17 protein-coding genes are annotated in these 16,411 nt (G+C 63.3%); 8 read left to right on the forward strand and 9 right to left on the reverse strand.

Features of this window, described 5'->3' with window-relative positions; all coding sequences use genetic code 11:
- Positions 1-104 precede the first annotated feature (104 nt).
- The gene (locus AB4Y81_RS19065) at positions 105-1,397 is read left to right on the forward strand and encodes an ATP-binding protein (protein ID WP_018779963.1); all 1,293 of its coding nucleotides are present in this window, start codon (positions 105-107) and stop codon (positions 1,395-1,397) included.
- Positions 1,398-1,530: 133 nt separating this feature from the next.
- Complete coding sequence (locus AB4Y81_RS19070) at positions 1,531-2,775, forward strand: low temperature requirement protein A (protein ID WP_306878876.1); 1,245 nt, start codon at positions 1,531-1,533, stop codon at positions 2,773-2,775.
- Between the two features lie 72 nt (positions 2,776-2,847).
- Here AB4Y81_RS19070 and AB4Y81_RS19075 read toward each other — a convergent pair whose 3' ends face one another.
- Positions 2,848-3,384, reverse strand: coding sequence for an HD domain-containing protein (locus tag AB4Y81_RS19075; RefSeq protein WP_018779965.1), 537 nt, complete (start codon positions 3,382-3,384; stop codon positions 2,848-2,850).
- 84 nt (positions 3,385-3,468) lie between these two features.
- Positions 3,469-4,260, reverse strand: a complete 792-nt coding sequence (locus AB4Y81_RS19080) for an SDR family NAD(P)-dependent oxidoreductase (RefSeq protein WP_441996535.1) — start codon at positions 4,258-4,260, stop codon at positions 3,469-3,471.
- 117 nt (positions 4,261-4,377) lie between these two features.
- Here AB4Y81_RS19080 and AB4Y81_RS19085 point away from each other — a divergent pair, with 117 nt between their 5' ends.
- A complete protein-coding gene (locus tag AB4Y81_RS19085; protein WP_441996536.1) occupies positions 4,378-5,016 on the forward strand; it encodes a TetR/AcrR family transcriptional regulator in 639 nt (212 codons plus the stop codon).
- 26 nt (positions 5,017-5,042) lie between these two features.
- Here AB4Y81_RS19085 and AB4Y81_RS19090 read toward each other — a convergent pair whose 3' ends face one another.
- Positions 5,043-6,188, reverse strand: coding sequence for a serine hydrolase domain-containing protein (locus AB4Y81_RS19090; RefSeq protein WP_441996538.1), 1,146 nt, complete (start codon positions 6,186-6,188; stop codon positions 5,043-5,045).
- 25 nt (positions 6,189-6,213) lie between these two features.
- The gene (gene gluQRS, locus AB4Y81_RS19095) at positions 6,214-7,101 is read right to left on the reverse strand and encodes a tRNA glutamyl-Q(34) synthetase GluQRS (protein WP_018779969.1); all 888 of its coding nucleotides are present in this window, start codon (positions 7,099-7,101) and stop codon (positions 6,214-6,216) included.
- A gap of 349 nt (positions 7,102-7,450) precedes the next feature.
- Between gluQRS and AB4Y81_RS19100 the strand changes: the two genes are divergently transcribed.
- The 3 genes from AB4Y81_RS19100 to AB4Y81_RS19110 all read left to right on the forward strand — a co-directional run bounded on the left by AB4Y81_RS19100 (position 7,451) and on the right by AB4Y81_RS19110 (position 10,120).
- Complete coding sequence (locus AB4Y81_RS19100; protein WP_026267476.1) at positions 7,451-7,909, forward strand: Lrp/AsnC family transcriptional regulator; 459 nt, start codon at positions 7,451-7,453, stop codon at positions 7,907-7,909.
- A gap of 91 nt (positions 7,910-8,000) precedes the next feature.
- Positions 8,001-9,488: a WXG100 family type VII secretion target gene (locus tag AB4Y81_RS19105; protein ID WP_416430237.1), complete on the forward strand. Its 1,488-nt coding sequence runs from the start codon at positions 8,001-8,003 to the stop codon at positions 9,486-9,488.
- The gene (locus AB4Y81_RS19110; protein ID WP_079582910.1) at positions 9,485-10,120 is read left to right on the forward strand and encodes a hypothetical protein; all 636 of its coding nucleotides are present in this window, start codon (positions 9,485-9,487) and stop codon (positions 10,118-10,120) included. Before AB4Y81_RS19105 ends, AB4Y81_RS19110 begins: the two co-directional genes overlap by 4 nt.
- A gap of 16 nt (positions 10,121-10,136) precedes the next feature.
- Here the strand turns inward: AB4Y81_RS19110 and AB4Y81_RS19115 are convergent, their stop codons facing one another.
- Positions 10,137-10,592 carry an Lrp/AsnC family transcriptional regulator gene (locus AB4Y81_RS19115; protein WP_079582911.1) on the reverse strand — a complete coding sequence of 152 codons (456 nt, stop codon included), beginning with the start codon at positions 10,590-10,592 and terminating at the stop codon, positions 10,137-10,139.
- Between the two features lie 101 nt (positions 10,593-10,693).
- Here AB4Y81_RS19115 and AB4Y81_RS19120 point away from each other — a divergent pair, with 101 nt between their 5' ends.
- Positions 10,694-11,344, forward strand: coding sequence for a LysE family translocator (locus tag AB4Y81_RS19120; protein ID WP_110506068.1), 651 nt, complete (start codon positions 10,694-10,696; stop codon positions 11,342-11,344).
- Here AB4Y81_RS19120 and AB4Y81_RS19125 read toward each other — a convergent pair.
- From AB4Y81_RS19125 to AB4Y81_RS19135, 3 genes are all read right to left on the reverse strand, one after another.
- Positions 11,341-11,808 (reverse strand): SRPBCC family protein, encoded by a 468-nt coding sequence (locus AB4Y81_RS19125; protein ID WP_018779975.1) that lies wholly within the window; start codon positions 11,806-11,808, stop codon positions 11,341-11,343. The two genes, AB4Y81_RS19120 and AB4Y81_RS19125, sit on opposite strands and share 4 nt — an antisense overlap.
- A complete protein-coding gene (locus AB4Y81_RS19130) occupies positions 11,805-12,176 on the reverse strand; it encodes an ArsR/SmtB family transcription factor (protein ID WP_018779976.1) in 372 nt (123 codons plus the stop codon). Before AB4Y81_RS19130 ends, AB4Y81_RS19125 begins: the two co-directional genes overlap by 4 nt.
- Before the next feature lie 94 nt (positions 12,177-12,270).
- Positions 12,271-13,242, reverse strand: a complete 972-nt coding sequence (locus tag AB4Y81_RS19135; protein ID WP_189076768.1) for a hypothetical protein — start codon at positions 13,240-13,242, stop codon at positions 12,271-12,273.
- Between the two features lie 157 nt (positions 13,243-13,399).
- Here AB4Y81_RS19135 and AB4Y81_RS19140 point away from each other — a divergent pair, with 157 nt between their 5' ends.
- Entirely contained in the window at positions 13,400-13,879 is a 480-nt protein-coding gene (locus AB4Y81_RS19140) for a DUF4383 domain-containing protein (RefSeq protein WP_018779978.1), read from the forward strand.
- A 159-nt stretch (positions 13,880-14,038) separates the two neighbouring features.
- Here the strand turns inward: AB4Y81_RS19140 and AB4Y81_RS19145 are convergent, their stop codons facing one another.
- Positions 14,039-16,087 carry a glycoside hydrolase family 28 protein gene (locus AB4Y81_RS19145; protein WP_189076769.1) on the reverse strand — a complete coding sequence of 683 codons (2,049 nt, stop codon included), beginning with the start codon at positions 16,085-16,087 and terminating at the stop codon, positions 14,039-14,041.
- Positions 16,088-16,411 lie beyond the last annotated feature (324 nt).

Below are 16,411 nucleotides of genomic sequence, written 5' to 3' on the forward strand. Positions count from 1 at the left end.
GACGCCGTAACGCAACGGGGCCGCAACGTTCGGCAGCAGTGCTTCGCCTATGCTCAACTCCAAGGAATCAACGGCGACTCACTTACTGCCCAGGAGAAGAACTCATGACCAATTGGCGCATCCGGGACTTTCACTCGTCCGATCTTGACGGGATCCTGCACCTCTGGGAGTCGCTCAAGGCCGACGGCGTGGAGCCCGTCTATGCGTTATCGGAAGTCCTTGCATCCTGCGAGAAGGACCACGCGGTGGTGGCGGTGCAGGGCGAGCAGGTGGTGGGCGCCGCCGTCGGACGTGCCGCGCACGACCAAGGCTGGATCGTTTTCCTCGCCACCCTCACCGAGTTCCGCGGGCGGGGCATCGGCACCTCGCTGCTGTCCGCCGTCGAGAACCGCATGGCCCCGCACGGCCTGAACAAGCTGTCCGCACTGATGCCGGAAACCGAAACGCGCGTGGAAGCGTTCCTGGGCCGCGGCTTCGTGGTCAAGAAGAACCTGCGGTATTTCGAGCGGACCATTCCCGTGCAGCGCCAGGAGCTCGGCGCGTTGGGTCTGCTGGGCGGGCGGATCCTGGCACGGGATCTCTGGGAGAACGTGGCGGGCATGCGCCGCGAGAAGGAACTGCTGGAGCGCCGCCTGGTCCTTCCCCTGGCCGAGGCCGACCTCGCGGACGAATACGGCGTGGTTCCTCCGCGGGCAGTGGTGCTTTTCGGTCCTCCGGGCACGGGCAAGACCACCTTTGCCAAGGCCATCGCATCGCGTTTGGAGTGGCCGTTCGTGGAAGTGTTCCCATCTAGGCTGGCCTCGGATCCCAAGGGCCTGGCCGGTGCACTGCGGGAGACCTTCCTGGAAATCGCCGAATTGGAGCACGCCGTGGTGTTCATCGACGAGGTGGAGGAGATTGCCTCCCAGCGTGCCGGAGATCCGCCGTCGCCGCTGCAGGGCGTCACCAATGAACTCCTCAAGATCATCCCCGCCTTCCGCGAACAGCCCGGCCGTTTGCTGGTCTGCGCCACCAACTTCATCCGCGCACTCGATACCGCGTTCCTTCGCCACGGGCGCTTCGACTACGTCATTCCCATCGGGCTGCCGGACGTCCACGCCCGTGAGGCCATGTGGCAGCGCTTCATTCCGGCGTCGGTGGTGGATGCCGTGGACATCCCCCAGTTGGTGGAGCGGACGGAAGGCTTCTCGCCGGCGGACATTGAGTTCGCGGCGCGCAGCGCCTCCCAGCGTGCCCTGGAGAAAGCCGTATACGACGACGGTGCTGCCGCCCCCAACGGACGGAAGGGTCCGGTCACGCAGGACTACCTCGACGCGATCGCCGATACCCGGACGACCGTGAGCGCCGAAGTGCACCAGGACTTCCTTGAGGATATCGACGTCCTGGGCCGCGTGTAGGCTTCTGGCCGCGGAATCGCCGGACCCGTGCGGGAACGCTGGAGCCGTGCGGGAACGCCGGAGCCGTCCAGCGATCTGGACGCGAACCGGCGATCTGGACGCAATCCGGCGATCCGCCGGTAATCTTTGAGCCATGTCCACGAATCCCCTTCGCCATGCCCTCTCCCGGATGGGCGGCCGTGATCCCCACGAGAAGCACCGAACTGCCACCCCGCTTGAGCTGTTCTTCGACCTGACGTTTGTCATCGCTTTCGGCGTCGCCGGTAACCAGTTCGCGCATGCCGTGGCTGAAGCCCATGTTGGGCCGGGTTTGCTCGGATTCTGCTACGCCATGTTCGCGGTGATCTGGGCATGGGTGAACTTCACGTGGTTTGCCAGCGCCTATGACACCGACGACTGGGTCTTCAGGGTGGTCACGATGGTCCAGATGGTGGGGGTCCTCATCCTCGCCATGGGCATCGAACCGATGTTCCATTCACTGGTGGAGGGTGACCACGTCAATAACGTGGCCATCCTCATCGGCTACATCATCATGCGCGTTGCCCTGATCTTCCAATGGCTGCGTGCGGCCCGCCAGGACCCCGAACGCCGTGAGACCTGCCTCCGCTACGCCAAGTACCTGGCGCTGGTGCAGGTGGGTTGGGTCGTAGCGTTGGTGATCGAAACCGATGTGCTCACCACGTTCCTTTTGGCCGCACCCTTGTTCGTCCTGGAGATGTCCGTCCCTGGGCTTGCCGAACGCAAAGCCCGCACGCCTTGGCACGCGCACCACATTGCCGAAAGGTATGGCCTGCTCGCGATCATCGCCCTGGGCGAATGCCTGGTGGGCGCCATTGAGACGCTCCGAGCCATCGTTGCCTTGCACGGTTGGACGCTGGATGCCGCGCTGGTCGGCTTCAGCGGCACGGGGCTGGCGTTCGCCATGTGGTGGATCTACTTCATCCTCCCGTCAGGCCCCGCGCTCCATTTCCAACGGCACCGCTCCTGGGTGTTCGGCTACGGGCACATGTTCATTTTCGCTGCGATTGCCGCCACGGGTGCCGGGCTGCACATCGCCGCCTACTTCATCGACCACGAGGCCAACATCAGCGGAGCAGCGGCCGTGGCCTCTATCGCCATCCCCATCATTTTGTTCAAGGTTTCCCTGACCACGCTCTACGGCATCATGCTCAATCCGGACCGGGAGCTGCTCTGGAGCACAGCTGCGGTGGTTCTTGGCCTGGCGGGAAGTATCGCCATGGCCGCAGCAGGCGCATCCGTGCCTCTGTGCATGCTGGAAATGATGCTGGTGCTGGGCCTGTCCATCGCATACGACGAACGGCGTGGGCACAAGGGCCGTGCCGCGGCACTTCGCCGGCTGGAAGCTGCGGCCGGCTAGGGCAAGCTACCCGGGGGGGCTTAGGGCGGGCACGGGTGCGCCCCCGGCCCGCCCCGCCACGCAGCTACTCAGCTACTCAGGAACGATCTCGTCCAGTTCCGCAAGCAGGTGCGGGTTGATCCGCTCAAGGATCTGCTGGACTTCCTCGCGCGGAACTGCCGAATACAGCACCGGGCGGGCATCGGCGTAGCGGGTTACCGGGGGTTTGTCCGGCCACTTCTCCGCGAGGGCCCGGACCCGTTCCGGCAAGGAGTTATGGGCGTTGTCCGCGATCTTTACCAACGTGGCGTCGTGGTCCTCCGCAACGTAGCGGATGCCGGCGTCGTAATCATCGGGATCGTCGTGGAAGCGGCGGGTGACGCGCTCGATAATGGCCAGTGCCCGCTCTGACACGCCCATCTCCAGCAGCGCTTGCCGGGTGATGGGCGTGTCCTCGGCGATGTCGTGAAGGTACCCCGCAATCCGGATATCCTCGTCAAAATCGGCAAGGGCATCGCCGACAGCCAGGACATGCTCCCGGTACGGGCGCTTCAGTTTGTCCTTCTGGCGGTTGTGGGCCACCTCCGCCAGGACCTTGGCTGTCTCTACGGTGAAGCGTGGTTCGGTCATGCTGGCCTCCGGATTGGCAACGGACCTGCGGGGACAGGTCCTTTTACTCAGGCTATCCGCTGTTGCCGCGCCGGAAGTACCGGCCTAGGAGTCCTGGACGGCCCGGGCGGCGATCGCAACGGTCACGGCCCTGGGCAACCGCTGGGCGAAGGCAGCGCCTACCCGGTTCATCCACCCGGAGACAACGCTGCCGGGAGTGACCTTGCGGTCCAGCGCCTTGATGGCCGTCTCCACCACCTGGGCGGAGGTCTGCATCCTGCCCACCGCCGCGGACTGGCTGCCCAGGACATCGAAGAACTCCGTGCGTGTGGCCCCCGGGCAGAGGGCCAGGACATTGAGCCCCGAATCCCTGGTTTCATGGGCGACGGCTTCCGTGAAGCTCAGCACGAAGGCCTTGGTTGCGCCGTAGACCGCCATGCCGGGAATCGGCTGGAAAGCAGCCGTGCTGGCCACATTCACCAGCGCGCCCTTGCCCGACTCAAGCATTCCGGGCAGGAAGGCCCGCGTGATATCCACGAGGGCAGCTACATTGAGCGAGATCTCGGAGGCAATAACGGCCGGGTCTTCCTCCACCAACAGGCCATGGGTGCCGAAGCCGGCATTGTTGATCAAGGTGTCCACGGTGATGCCGCGTCCGGCCAGTTCCTTGAAGAGCTCTGCGCCTACGCCCGCCTGGCCCAGATCCATGGGCAGCACTGTCACCGTGATGCCGTGCTCGCTGCGCAGTTGCTGCGCCAAATCTTCCAGGCGGTCAACACGACGGGCAACCAGGACGAGGTTGGAACCCCGGGCAGCGAAGCGCTGCGCGAATTCGGCGCCGAGCCCGGAACTGGCTCCCGTGATGAGCGCGGTGGTGTCGGAGTAGGTCATGGTCATGATGGGGTCCAATCGTCGGGGCGGGAAATGCTGGGGCGGGGACTGATGTAGTCGCTGTCTACATGGTAGGCAGTGGCTACATTGTTGTCAATGCCTACATTGGCCTAGACTTGACCCATGATCGAACAGCCATACCACCACGGCAAACTTCGGGAAGCCCTCTTGGAGCGCGCCATGGAAACAATCGAGGAGGCCGGCGTCGAGGGACTTTCCCTCCGCCAACTCGCCCGGGACGTGAACGTCAGCCACGGGGCCCCAGCCAAGCACTTCCGTGACAAGCAGGCGTTGATCGACGCCTTGGCGATGGCAGGCTTTGAATCGATGAACCACCGCATCCGCACAGCCGCGGAGTCCGGCGGCACCCTCCAGGAGCGCTTTGTCAGCGTCGCGAAAGCCTACGTCGGATTCGCGGTTTCCCGGCCCGCCCTGCTGACCGTCATGTACTCCACCAAGCATCACCCGGATTCAAGCGCCGAGCTTCGAAACACCGGTGGGCAGGGAATCGAAATAGCCCAGGCAATGATCATCGAAGCCCAGGATGCCGGCGAACTGGCCCCCGGCGACCCCCAAACGTTGGCCATGGTGTGCTTCGTCAGCCTTCACGGCGCGGCGCTGCTCGCGGCCGGCAAGCACCTGGAGGGAACGACGGTGGATGCCATGGTCTCCGCCACCACCGACACTCTCTGGGCAGGCATGGCTGCGGGTGTGCCCGCAGCCAAAATCACGCAGGCAAGCCAGACAGGGCAGCGCAACTAGTTCAGCGCAACAGCCCTGCGCTGGATCTACGGCGTCAGGCCGGCGATGGCTTCCCGCACCGCGGAGCTTAGCTGGAAGTTACGGCAGCCCACTCCCCCTGGCTCGGCCTGCTGCGGCACGTAGCCAAAGCCGAGCTCATACACAGGGTCCGCAAACCCCAAAGACGCGCTGGCGCCGTCGTGCCCGAACGCCCGGTAACTGCCAAACGGCATCCGGCTGTGCGACTTCATGAAAACGGTCCCGAAGCAGCCGGTCTCACCGAAAACCCGGTCAATGCCGAAGACTTGCTCAGCGGTCACGGCGCGGATGGTCTCTTCAGCCAGCAAGGGCGCGACGGCGGTTTGCCCGCCGCCCAGGGCCTGCCCGGGTTCGCCGGCCAGGCCCGTTGAAGCCGCCGCATAAATCCTGGCCACGCCATCGGCACTGGACACGCCTGCCGCCGAGCTCAGTCCCGCGGCACGGACTTCGCGGATATTGGGCAGGTCCAGGATGTCGCCAACGGCGGCATTGGCGGCAAGACCGAAATGGCTTGCCGGGTCCACCCATGGCCAGGAAGGATCAGCTGCCCATCGGAAGGGTGCAAAGCGGGACTCCTCGGATTCGGGGAGCCCAAGGTAAAAGTGCGCACCGGTCACGGCCCGGATACGGCGTTCGAAAAGCTCCTGGAGCGTCGAGCCTGTGATCCGACGACATAACTCCTCCATGAAGATTCCGATGCTGAGCGCGTGGTAGCCGAACGCTGCACCGGGCTTCCACAGCGGGGGCAACGCGGCGAGCCTCGCCGCAGCCAGCGCAGAGTTGTTGACCTCGTCCAGGGTCAGGCCTCCCTCGGGCCCCAACAGTCCGGCCTGATGTGACAGGAGCTGCGCAACCGTGATCGAGTCTTTGCCTTCGACGCCGAATTCGGGCCAGTACTTAACCACCTCGGCGTCAAGGTCCAGCTGGCCGTCCTGCACCAGCAAGGCCATGACCAGGCCCGCCATACCCTTGGAACAGGAGAACACTCCCGTGACGGAGTCGGGGCGGATATGCGGTCCCCCACTCAGGTCCAGGACTTTGACGCCGCGATGATACGCGGCCACCTGGGCGGAATACTCCGGATCCTGCTCCAGGAAACGGCCGAAGAGTTCGGCGACGGATTCGAAACCGGGGGCGACCATCTGTGAATGCATCCAGCCAGCCTACGTGGTGCCCTCCTCAGACCTGGGGAGTTATCCACACCCAGGGCTCTTTGGGCAGCCTCGACGGATCGAATTCCGCCAGGGCGTCCTGCAGTGATCCACCGGGCAGGCCGAGCGATTCCAGCATCAGGCCGCGGACTCGCGCGGCGGGAATCCCGACGGCGGCGAGGTCGTCCAGCGTTACGGCACCGTCGCGCTTTGCCAGCCTGACGCCGTCGTGGTTCACCACCAACGGAACATGCGCATATACGGGAACCGGCAAGCCCAACAGCGTCGCCAAGTACGCCTGCCGCGGGGTGGAGGGAAGGAGGTCGTCACCGCGAACCACCTGGTCGATTCCCTGGGCGGCGTCGTCCACCACCACGGCCAGGTTGTAGGCAGTGACGCCGTCATTGCGACGCAGCACAAAGTCGTCCACCACGCCCTCAAACGTGCCGTGCAACTGGTCCTCTACAGGCCACCCGCCAACCCCGGACCGCAGACGAATCGACGCCGGGCGTGAGGCGCGCCTGATCTCACGCTCGGCGTGGGACAACCGCCGGCACGTCCCGGGGTAGGCCCCCTGCGGAGCGTGCGGGGCGGAAGGCGCTTCCTGGATCTCACGTCGGGTGCAGAAACACTCGTAGGTGCGCCCCTCCGACGTCAGGCGCTGGATCGCAGCGTCGTAAAGTGCCGCGCGCTCAGTCTGGCGCACCACATCCGCATCCCACGTGATGCCGATGGCCCGCAGATCACGGAGCTGCCCGGTTTCCGCGCCGGACCTGGCACGGTCAAGATCTTCCACGCGCAGCAGGAAATCACGGCCAGTGGACTTCGCGAACAGCCATGCGAGGATGGCCGTGCGGAGGTTGCCAACGTGCAGCTCGCCGGACGGGCTGGGGGCAAATCGCCCTGCGGAAGTCATGCACCAAGCCTATGTGCCATCCCTGCACAGCCGGGCAACACAAGAGCCCCTCAGCTACCGCAACGATCCGGTGGCTCAGGGGCTCTTGCTGTGCTGTCCGCATCAGCGGACGAGTGCAGAATGACAATGCTGTGAACAAGAGTCAATCAGCGGCTGCTTCCTTGCGGGAAACCTGTACAGGGCTCCGGGTGGTGTTCCGGGTGCCTGGTGCCGGCGGGCTTCGGCGGTAGCCTCGTCCTGCTTCGTTGTCATCATTTCAACAGGGGGCATACAGTAGGTGCAACAGGAAGTCATTTCCTTGATCGATCTGACTACTCCAGAAACAAAAATCCGACAGGAAGTGGTCATTTTGCAGGAACTCGACGCGACCGACCGCAGAATCCTCGCTGCGCTCGACGACGATCCCCGCGTTCCCATCATGGTCCTGGCCCAGAAGCTGCACCTCGCGCGAGGGACGGTCCAATCCCGCCTGGAACGCATGACGACCTCCGGCGCCCTGCGTGCCAACAGCAGCCGCGTCCTGCCATCCGCCCTGGGGCGTGGCGTGGCTGCGGCGGTCAGCGCAGAGCTCGACCAAAGCCACCTGAACGAGGCCATCGCGGCCTTGCGCGAAATCCCGGAAGTCCTGGAATGCCACGCACCCGCCGGCGATACCGACCTCATCATCAGGGTGGTGGCCAAGAGCCCCGACGACCTCTACCGGGTGTCGGAGGAAATCCGGCTGTGCCCCGGTATCGTCCGGACCTCCACCAGCATGTTCCTCCGTGAGGTGATTCCGTACCGGACAACGGGCCTGCTTCTGGAGTAGTTCTGCACATAGGGAAGTTGTCCCCATGTGCCATGCTCCGCAGGCGGCCTAGGATGGGGCCAGATCATCAGCACACAACAATGGGGGCGACGTGGCGGGTAACTTCTATGGCTCAGACGTCGCACAGCTGCGTCAGCTGGCCAAGGAACTGGCCCGCAATGCGGACAGCCTCACCACCTTGGGACAACAGTTGTCGGGGTCCATCACCAACAGTCCCTGGCGGGGGAACGACGGCGACCGGTTCCGTCACGAATGGAACAGCTCGCACTTGCGGGCCCTCCAGAGCGCGGCTTCCGGCATCAAGGCCGCTTCCCGGAGCCTGTTGAAGAACGCCGACGAACAGGCCGCCGCGAGCAATGGCGGGGCCGGCGGATCCGGCTCCGGCGGCGCTGGCGGAACCGGCGGCTCCGGCGGAAACGGCCAGGAGCTCACGGATCTGCTGAACGGAATGACGCCCGAAGAGCGGGCACAGTACCTTCGAAGCGACGAATTCAAGAAGTGGGCGCTCGAACATCCCCAGGACGCCAAGGCCGCCATGGATGCCGCAGCCGACTCGGGCCTGATCGAGAAGAAATCGCCCGAGTACTCCCAGTTCCTCAGCGATTACTGGAACCAACAAGCCATGCGGGAGATGGGGATCGACCCGTCCACGTGGGACACCAGCAAGGGTACCGAGTACAACTGGGAAACCATCAAAAAGGTCTACGACTTCTACGGGCAGGCTTTCCTGTCCAACCCGGACCTTCAGTGGGCCGGCATGGCGAATATGATCGGCCCTTCCTTCGCCGGCGGGTTCAAGGACATGGCCATGCTCCGCGATCTGGCACAGCAGATCGCCGACAATCCGGCGTCGGACATCCCCATCCCGGTTCTCGACCAGATCGAGCAGCTTGCCGGCATGACCGACGCCGAGATCAAGTTCTACGAAACGTCCATGCTGGACATGAACAAAGAGATCTTCCTGGACCAGGCCCGGCAGCACGAGGCCTACATGAACGGTGGAATCGACGAAATCAACCGCCTCCGGGACTCTGGTGCGATCGACCCGGAAACAGCGAAGGCTTGGGCCCAGATTGATTCCGGCGATCCCGCACAGGTCAAGGAAGGCAACACGGCCCTGTTGTACCGGGAGCAGAACGAAATCATCGCCGACGATTACACTGACATGCGCAACCATCCGGGAGGGGAAGCCGTGACGTACATGGTCACCCTCGCCGGCGAGCCTTCGATTCCCGGCGCGAAAAGCTACCCGGAAGTCTTCCCCTACAAGTTCAGCGTGGAAAGCCCCGGCCCGGAGAACCTGCCCTTCACCAACTGGGACAACCCGACGCAGTTCCGGACGGACTTCACCACCGGCTTCCCGGACGGCAACATCGCCGACGCCGAGCAACGCTGGGCCCTCATCAAGCAGGACACCCTCCCCGCTTACCAGGACCTGCTGGCCAACAATCCCCAACAGGCCCGGGACATCATCGGTTCGGATTTCAACGACCGCGTTGAACAGTACAGACCCACCAACAACATTCCGGGAATCATGGACCGCTTCCTGGACGGCTTCGATGCCGAGGTTCACCAATGACCCGGACCAAGTGGCTTTCGCGGCTGGCAATCGCCGTGGCGGCTGGCTTGGGAATTCTCACCACCACCGCATGCCAGTTATCCGTCCCCGCTTCTCCATCAACTTCCCAAGGGAGCACAGTGATTACCTCGGAATTCTCCACGCTTGATGCCGCAGGTGTCGACCGGATCAGGACCGACAAGCAAGCGCGCCTGGACATGAGCAGCGGCAGCCTGCAGAAATCGGCTGTGCGTGTATCCGAGGACAGCTACGGCCCGGAAATCAACACCCAGGACTCCGGGAAGATCAACCTGGCCATTGTCGGCCCCAGCGGAGAGATCACCGCACAAACGGACCGGATCCGGTTCAAGACCACCGATTCACGCCCTGATTTCACCGAGGTCACGTACTTCCTCACTGCAGCTTCCGCGGAGGAATTCAACGCCCTGATCCGCGAGGGAGTGGACAAGTACGGCATCGACGCCGACGACGCCGAACGCTGGATTTCCTCCACCAGCCAAGACCCCTCTGCCAAGAGCGATTACTCATTGACGTCGGGGACCAGCACCGGGCTGGAGGTCAATTACGACCTCCGCTTCGACGGCTCCAAAGACACCCAAGTCATCATCGTGCACGTGAGCCCGGCCAGCTGAACGGCCCGCGGGCAGGCTAAACCGGCGGCCCGATGTTGGTCTTCAGGTTCTTCATGACCAACGTTGACGTCAGCCGCTCCACTGCTGGAAGGGCCGCAAGCTCGTCGTCGTAGAAACGCTGATAAGCGGGCAGGTCCGCGGCAATGACCTTCAACAGGTAATCGGGCGAACCAAACAGGCGCTGGGCCTCCACGATGTTGGGGCTGGCGGTGACCCTGGCCTCGAAGGCGGCCATCGTTCCCCGGTCCACTTGGCGCAAAGTCACGAAGACGATCGCTTCGAAACCAAGCCCCACGGCGGCGGGGTCGATGTCCGCGCGGTATCCGCGGATGACCCCTGTCGCTTCCAGGTCGCGGAGCCTTCGATGGCAAGGAGCGACGGTTAAACCGACATTGGAAGCCAGCGCTGTGGCCGTCATCCGCCCATCCTCTTTAAGGTGGCGCAAAATACTTCTATCGATACCGTCAATCACGCAATTATCTTACCGAGAATCAGCTCTTCAGAGCTAAAAACGGGAACACTTATGGGCGCTTTTTACCTAGAGTTTTCGTACCAACTAACTCTGGAGAGATCGTGAACCCGCAGCTGTTCCTCGCCTTCGTCCTCGTGGCAGTCACCCTGGCCTGCACACCGGGAGTCGACTGGGCGTACTCGATTTCGGCGGGCCTGCGTCAGCGCAGCTTCGTTCCCGCCGTCGCCGGCCTCTGCAGCGGTTACGTGATCCACACGCTCCTGATGGCTGCCGGACTCGCTGCACTCCTGGCCGGCGTTCCCGGGCTCCTCGGGTGGCTGACCATCGCCGGTGCGGCCTACCTGCTGTGGCTTGGCATCGGCACCATCCGCTCGTGGCGAGGCGCAAGCTTCAGTGCGGAAGACGGCGTCGTGAATTCCGGAAACCAGATCCGCACGTTCTTCCAGGGCATGGGCACCAGCGGCATCAACCCCAAGGGGCTCCTGTTCTTCGTGGCCCTGGTGCCGCAGTTCGTCAGCCCGGATGCGGCGCTGCCCGTCCCGGTGCAGTCGGGCTTGCTGGGGTTGACCTTCGTGATCCTTGCAGGAATGGTCTACACCGCTGTGGCCCTGACCTCCAGGAAGCTGCTGGCCTCCCGGCCCGGCGCCGCACGGGCCGTCACCCTGACCAGCGGGATCGTCATGATCGGGCTGGGGACGGTGCTGTTGTCGGAGCAGGTTCTTCCACTCGTGCTGCGCTTCCAGGCGTTCTAGGTGGCGAGCAGTTCGTCCAGGCGCTCATACCCCTCCACCACTCCGTAGTTCATTCCGGTCGCCAAGGCCATGTCGCGCGCTTCAACCGTTGGGTAGACCTCGTGCGCCACGATCCGGGTGCGGCCGTCGATTTCCTCGAAGGTGGTGCTGCTAATGCCGACCTGGTTGGGGGCTCCATCGAATTCGAACGTCATGATGATCAGCTCATCCGCGTCCACTGTGTGGAAGATGCCGTGGAAGCCAAACATCTCGTCGCCATGTCCGCTTTCGTAGTGCCAGCTGCCGCCGGTGGTCGCGTCGTACTTTGTGACGTTCAGCTTGGCGTCCCGAGGCCCCAGCCACTTGGCCAGGAGGTCCGGATCAACGTGGGCTTTGAAAACCGCACTGACGGGGGCGTCGAATTCCCGCACGGTATCGACGAAGGGGACGCCGTCGTCTGCGGTGATGGTGGTTTCGTTGCTCATTGCAGTTCCTCTTTCTTTGCTTGTTCCTGTGGGGAGGTGTGGGTGGCGAGCAGCTGGTCGAGCCGCCGGAAGCGGGACTCGGCGATCAGGCGGTACTGATCAATCCACGCCGTCAGGCGTTCCAGTGCTGCGGCGTCCAGGTGGACGGGCCTGCGCTGGGCATCCCGGGAGCGGGTCACCAGGCCTGCATGTTCCAGGACCTGGATGTGCTTGGAAACCGCCTGCTTGGAAATGGCGAACGGTTCCGCGAGCTCGTTGACAGTGGCATCTCCCCGGGAAAGCCGGGCAACGATGGCCCGCCGGACCGGATCCGCCAGCGCCATGAAGGCCTTGTCCAGGGCGTCTTGGCCTGGAGCATCCTGTGTCATTTACCAGCAAACCTTCCATAATCAACCAATCGCTTGATCAATCAATTGGTTGATTAAGAGAATACGCCTGCACCCCTTCGTGTGCAACGGTTTTTTACTCCCCGCCCAGTTGCCTGAAGTCGTTCTCCCACAAGCGCCGCATCTCGGCGTCCTTGCGGATAACCTCCACCGCTTCAAGCTCCGCCGGCGGGGCAGCCCGTCGGGACCACGGCGTCAGCGTCCGGCGTCCCTGGTCCAACGCCAAGAGGGCCCTGTCAGTGAGGGCATCATTCTTCAATGCCAAGTTGGTTTTCCTGCGGCGAAGGACTTCCCTCAACGCCGCCTGGGCAGACTCATAGTCGCCCCGCGCCCGCTGGGAACGCGCCCTGATCAGCAACAACGCGGCCGAGAGGTCGTCCGTGTTCAGCAGTCCCTCTGTCCAGACCACCACATCGCGGTGGCGTTCCAAGGAGAACGCAGCCGTGCACCGCGCCAAGGCCGAAGGCAACGACGGCGGCAAGGCTGCCACAGCTTCGAGGGCGGCTTCGGTCATCCCCATTTCCCGCAGACAGTGGGCCAGCGCCAGGAACACCGACTCTTCGCTGAACAGCACCGGCACCTCGATGCGTTCGGCGACCTCAACCCGGGTGACCACCTGACCAAGGTACATGGCCGAGAACTGGCTGGCGTCGTCGTCGATCCTGGTCGTCAACCCTCGCTGCAGCAGTTCCGACGCCCGCAAGAACCCGCCGTGCTTATAGACAAGCAGGCCTGCCATGATGTGGCACAAGCCCGCCCAGCCCGGGTTCATCCGGGCGAACGCAAGGAGACGGTCCGGATCGGTGGAGGAGAACACAGCCTCATGCATGGCCTTCGCGGGCTTGGAGGACAGCATCTTCAGCCTGGGAACACTGCCCACGAGGGACAAGCGCGCGTGGTCCCGGCCGCTGAGGACACCGGAAAGGACTCCATTTACGCCGTCGGCGAGTCCGCGCACCGGCGTCCGTACGTACCCTTCCCGGAAGGGCGTCAGGTCCCGGACGTCATGAAAAATCGTGTGCACCCGACCATTCGGCACTTGGCTCATGAATCCATGCTAACCGCCGCCTGAACTGCGCTCATCCCCCTGCTATCCAGAGCAATTCAGGAGTATTATGGCGGCGTCGGCAAGGTTTGGCGACACCCCTTGCCGCAGGTCGGCTCTCCAGGAGAAGAGCCGGATAACCGCGTGAAAGGGAGGACTGATGACCACCGCTTCGCACCCCGCCGAACACCACCACATGATGGGGTTGACACTTCGCAACACCGCCATGGGCGTTGGCATTGTATTTCTGCTGGTAGGCGTCCTGGGCTTCATCCCGGGAATCACCACCAATTACGGCGCCATGACCTTTGCGGGACATGAATCCGGCGCCATGCTGCTTGGAGTCTTCCAAGTGTCCATACTCCACAACATCGTTCACCTGCTGTTCGGCGCGGCCGGACTGGCCATGGCAAGGAACGACCGCATGGCCCGCCTGTTCCTCCTGGGCGGCGGTGCTGTGTACATCGTTCTTTGGATCTACGGCCTGGTCATCAACCAGGAAACGGGCGCCAACTTTGTCCCGTTCAACACGGCCGATAACTGGCTCCACCTGATCCTTGGCGTTGCCATGATCGGCCTTGGTGCATGGCTCGGCAGGGACGTCATGGACGAAACCAGCGCTACGCGAAGGAAGATGTAACCCTTCGACGCCGCTTGGCAGAACAACGACGGCGGCCGCCCCCTTCCCGGGGACGGCCGCCTTTCCTTGTCCCGGGATGCCATTCGATGGCAATGTTTGCGCCCGGGATTGTCATCAAATGCCGACCCGACGGCGGATTGGCGCCTGCAGCGGCGGGCGCTACCGGGCCGCCGGCATGGGATGGACATCCGTGAACGTGTTTCCCGTGGAGTACTGGTCCAGGCGCCAGGGATTGGCGTTGTTCCGCACGCTCTGGAACGTCACGCCGTCAAACGTGGAGTCCCGCAGGCCTTTGATGTTGGCGGGGTTGGCGTTCCGGAACACCACGTCCTGGAAAGTGAAGGCGCTGAGGGTGGCCGTTCCTTCGCCGAGGGACGGCCCTGCCTGGATATCGATCACCGGTTTGCTGTCGGATACAGCCATGCCGCAGGTGGGCGAGTTGTTGCCGTCCACGGAAATGTTCCGTATCACCACGTCCTTGAACGTGGCCGATTCAGCGGCGACATATCCGGACGGTGACTGGTTATAGCTGAGCGACATGATGAAAGCACTGCTGCCCATGCAGGCCATCGCGGTGTCGCGGAAGAGAAAGTCCCGGCCGCCTCCGGCCATGTCCGAGGTACTTTTCATCCGGAGGCCGCCGGTTTCAACTTTGTACATGACGTTGTCCTCAGCGAGGACCCGCTGCACCCAGGCTGCCGTGTTGGAACCGACAGCGACTCCCCCGTGGCCCATGCGCATGTAATTGTTGAAGATCCAGACGTTCTCGCTCGGCCGGCCCTGCGCCCCGTATTTGCCCTGCCCGGCCGCAAAGTTGACTTGGTCGTCTCCGGTGTCGAAGAAGTTGTTCACGACAATGCCATTGTTTGCACCGCCGAACTCCAGACCGTCACCGTTGTTGGCGTTGAACGTGGTGTGCCGCATTCCGTTCACCGTGCTGTTTTCCGTGTCCAGGATCATCACACCGTGGAACGCGGGGTTGTCCGCTGTGACTCCCTCGATGTACAGGTTTTTTACTCCCATGAAGGTCATCAAGCTGGAGCGGTATTGGCCGTACAGTACGGAGTCATCCAGGGTTTCCGGCCTGTTGATCACCCCGATGAGGGATTCCGGGCGCTCCTTGGCCCTGCGGAACTGGTCAGCCGCCAACAAGCCATCGTCCAGGACCTTGCCGGCGGAGCTTGCCGCGTATTGCGGAAGTTCGTTCCCCGCCTCATCCACTACCGACCCCTCGGCAGTGCGCTTCCACCCGTTTCCGTCCACCACGCCTTTACCGACGATGCGGACATTGCTGGCCACAGCGCCAGGTTCGCGTCCCGCCGTCGAGCGGCCGTTGTCGTCCGGAAGGACATTAAGGAGCGACGGCGGCCGACGGTAGTTCCGGTATTCGGCCTCGGCGGGGAGGGGCTCAGGTACCGGGTAGAGGTAATAGCCCTTCTCCAAGGGGTAGTCCTCCGCCTGGTCGGAGCCGAGCAGGCGTGCGCCCTCCTGGAGTTCCAGGGTCATGTCCGAGTGCAGGAAAAGTGCCCCCGTTTTGAAGGTACCTGCAGGAACCACCACGGTGCAGCCCGGTGTTCTACAGGTATCGATGGCCTTCTGGATTGCCTTGGTGTTGAGGGTCTTTCCATCGCCCACAGCCTTGTACGCGGGATTGGTGATGGTGACTTGGTGCCGTTCGGGCGTGGTGGTGACGGTGATTGGCCCACTCGCCGGAGACTCGGTTCCGTCTTTCCTCACAGCGGTCACGCTGAACTGGTAGCTGGTGCGCGGCGACAAGCCGGTCACCGTGAAGTTGTGGGCCACAGTCCGGACGTGGAATCCATCCTTGTCGGCGGCCCGGAACGCGTCCACGTATTTCTGGGCCGGTGAAAAGATCCGCGCATTCTCCTCCGCGGTTCCCAGCGCCCTGTTGTTCATGTAGACGCGGTAGTCCACGACGTCGTCGTAAACGTCCGGCTTGTTCCACACCAGCAACGTCTTGTCACTGCCGGTGGCTTGCGCCGGGACACAGAGGTTTTGTGGGGCCCTGCCGTTGCCTGAATCAAGGTGGATGCTGGAGCTGGAACATGCCGGGCTGTCGGCTTTGCCTGCGGGAGCCGCAGTGGCCGGCGGGCCTGCGGCCACAACACAGCCCAACCCGATCACTGCTGCCAACGCGAGGCCGCCCAGGCTTTGGCGTATTTCCGGTTTTCTTCGGGTCGATCGCATGGATGATCCTTCCCGGGGCACAACGGCGTGCCCCAGTACTTGGAGGCTAAGGGCTCTCCGGGAATGTTTGGGAAACAGCAAGAAAACGTTTTCTCAGAACACCCTAGGAAGGTTTGGGGGCGGGGTCAAGCACTTGGTTGCGCGCCGAGATGCCATTTGATGACAATGTTCGCGCGGCAAAGTCATAGGGTCGTTGCAACGCTCTGATTGATGGAGCGTTTTATGGTCAAGTTGTTCCCCAAGGCTGCGCGTACTGAGTTTCTTGATTTGGTGTGTGCGGGGATGCCTGTTCGTACTGCTGCCCGGCGTGTCGGGGCGGTGCAC

Source organism: Paenarthrobacter sp. TAF1 (genome assembly GCF_052113825.1).
GTDB classification, from domain to species: Bacteria; Actinomycetota; Actinomycetes; order Actinomycetales; family Micrococcaceae; genus Arthrobacter; species Arthrobacter nicotinovorans.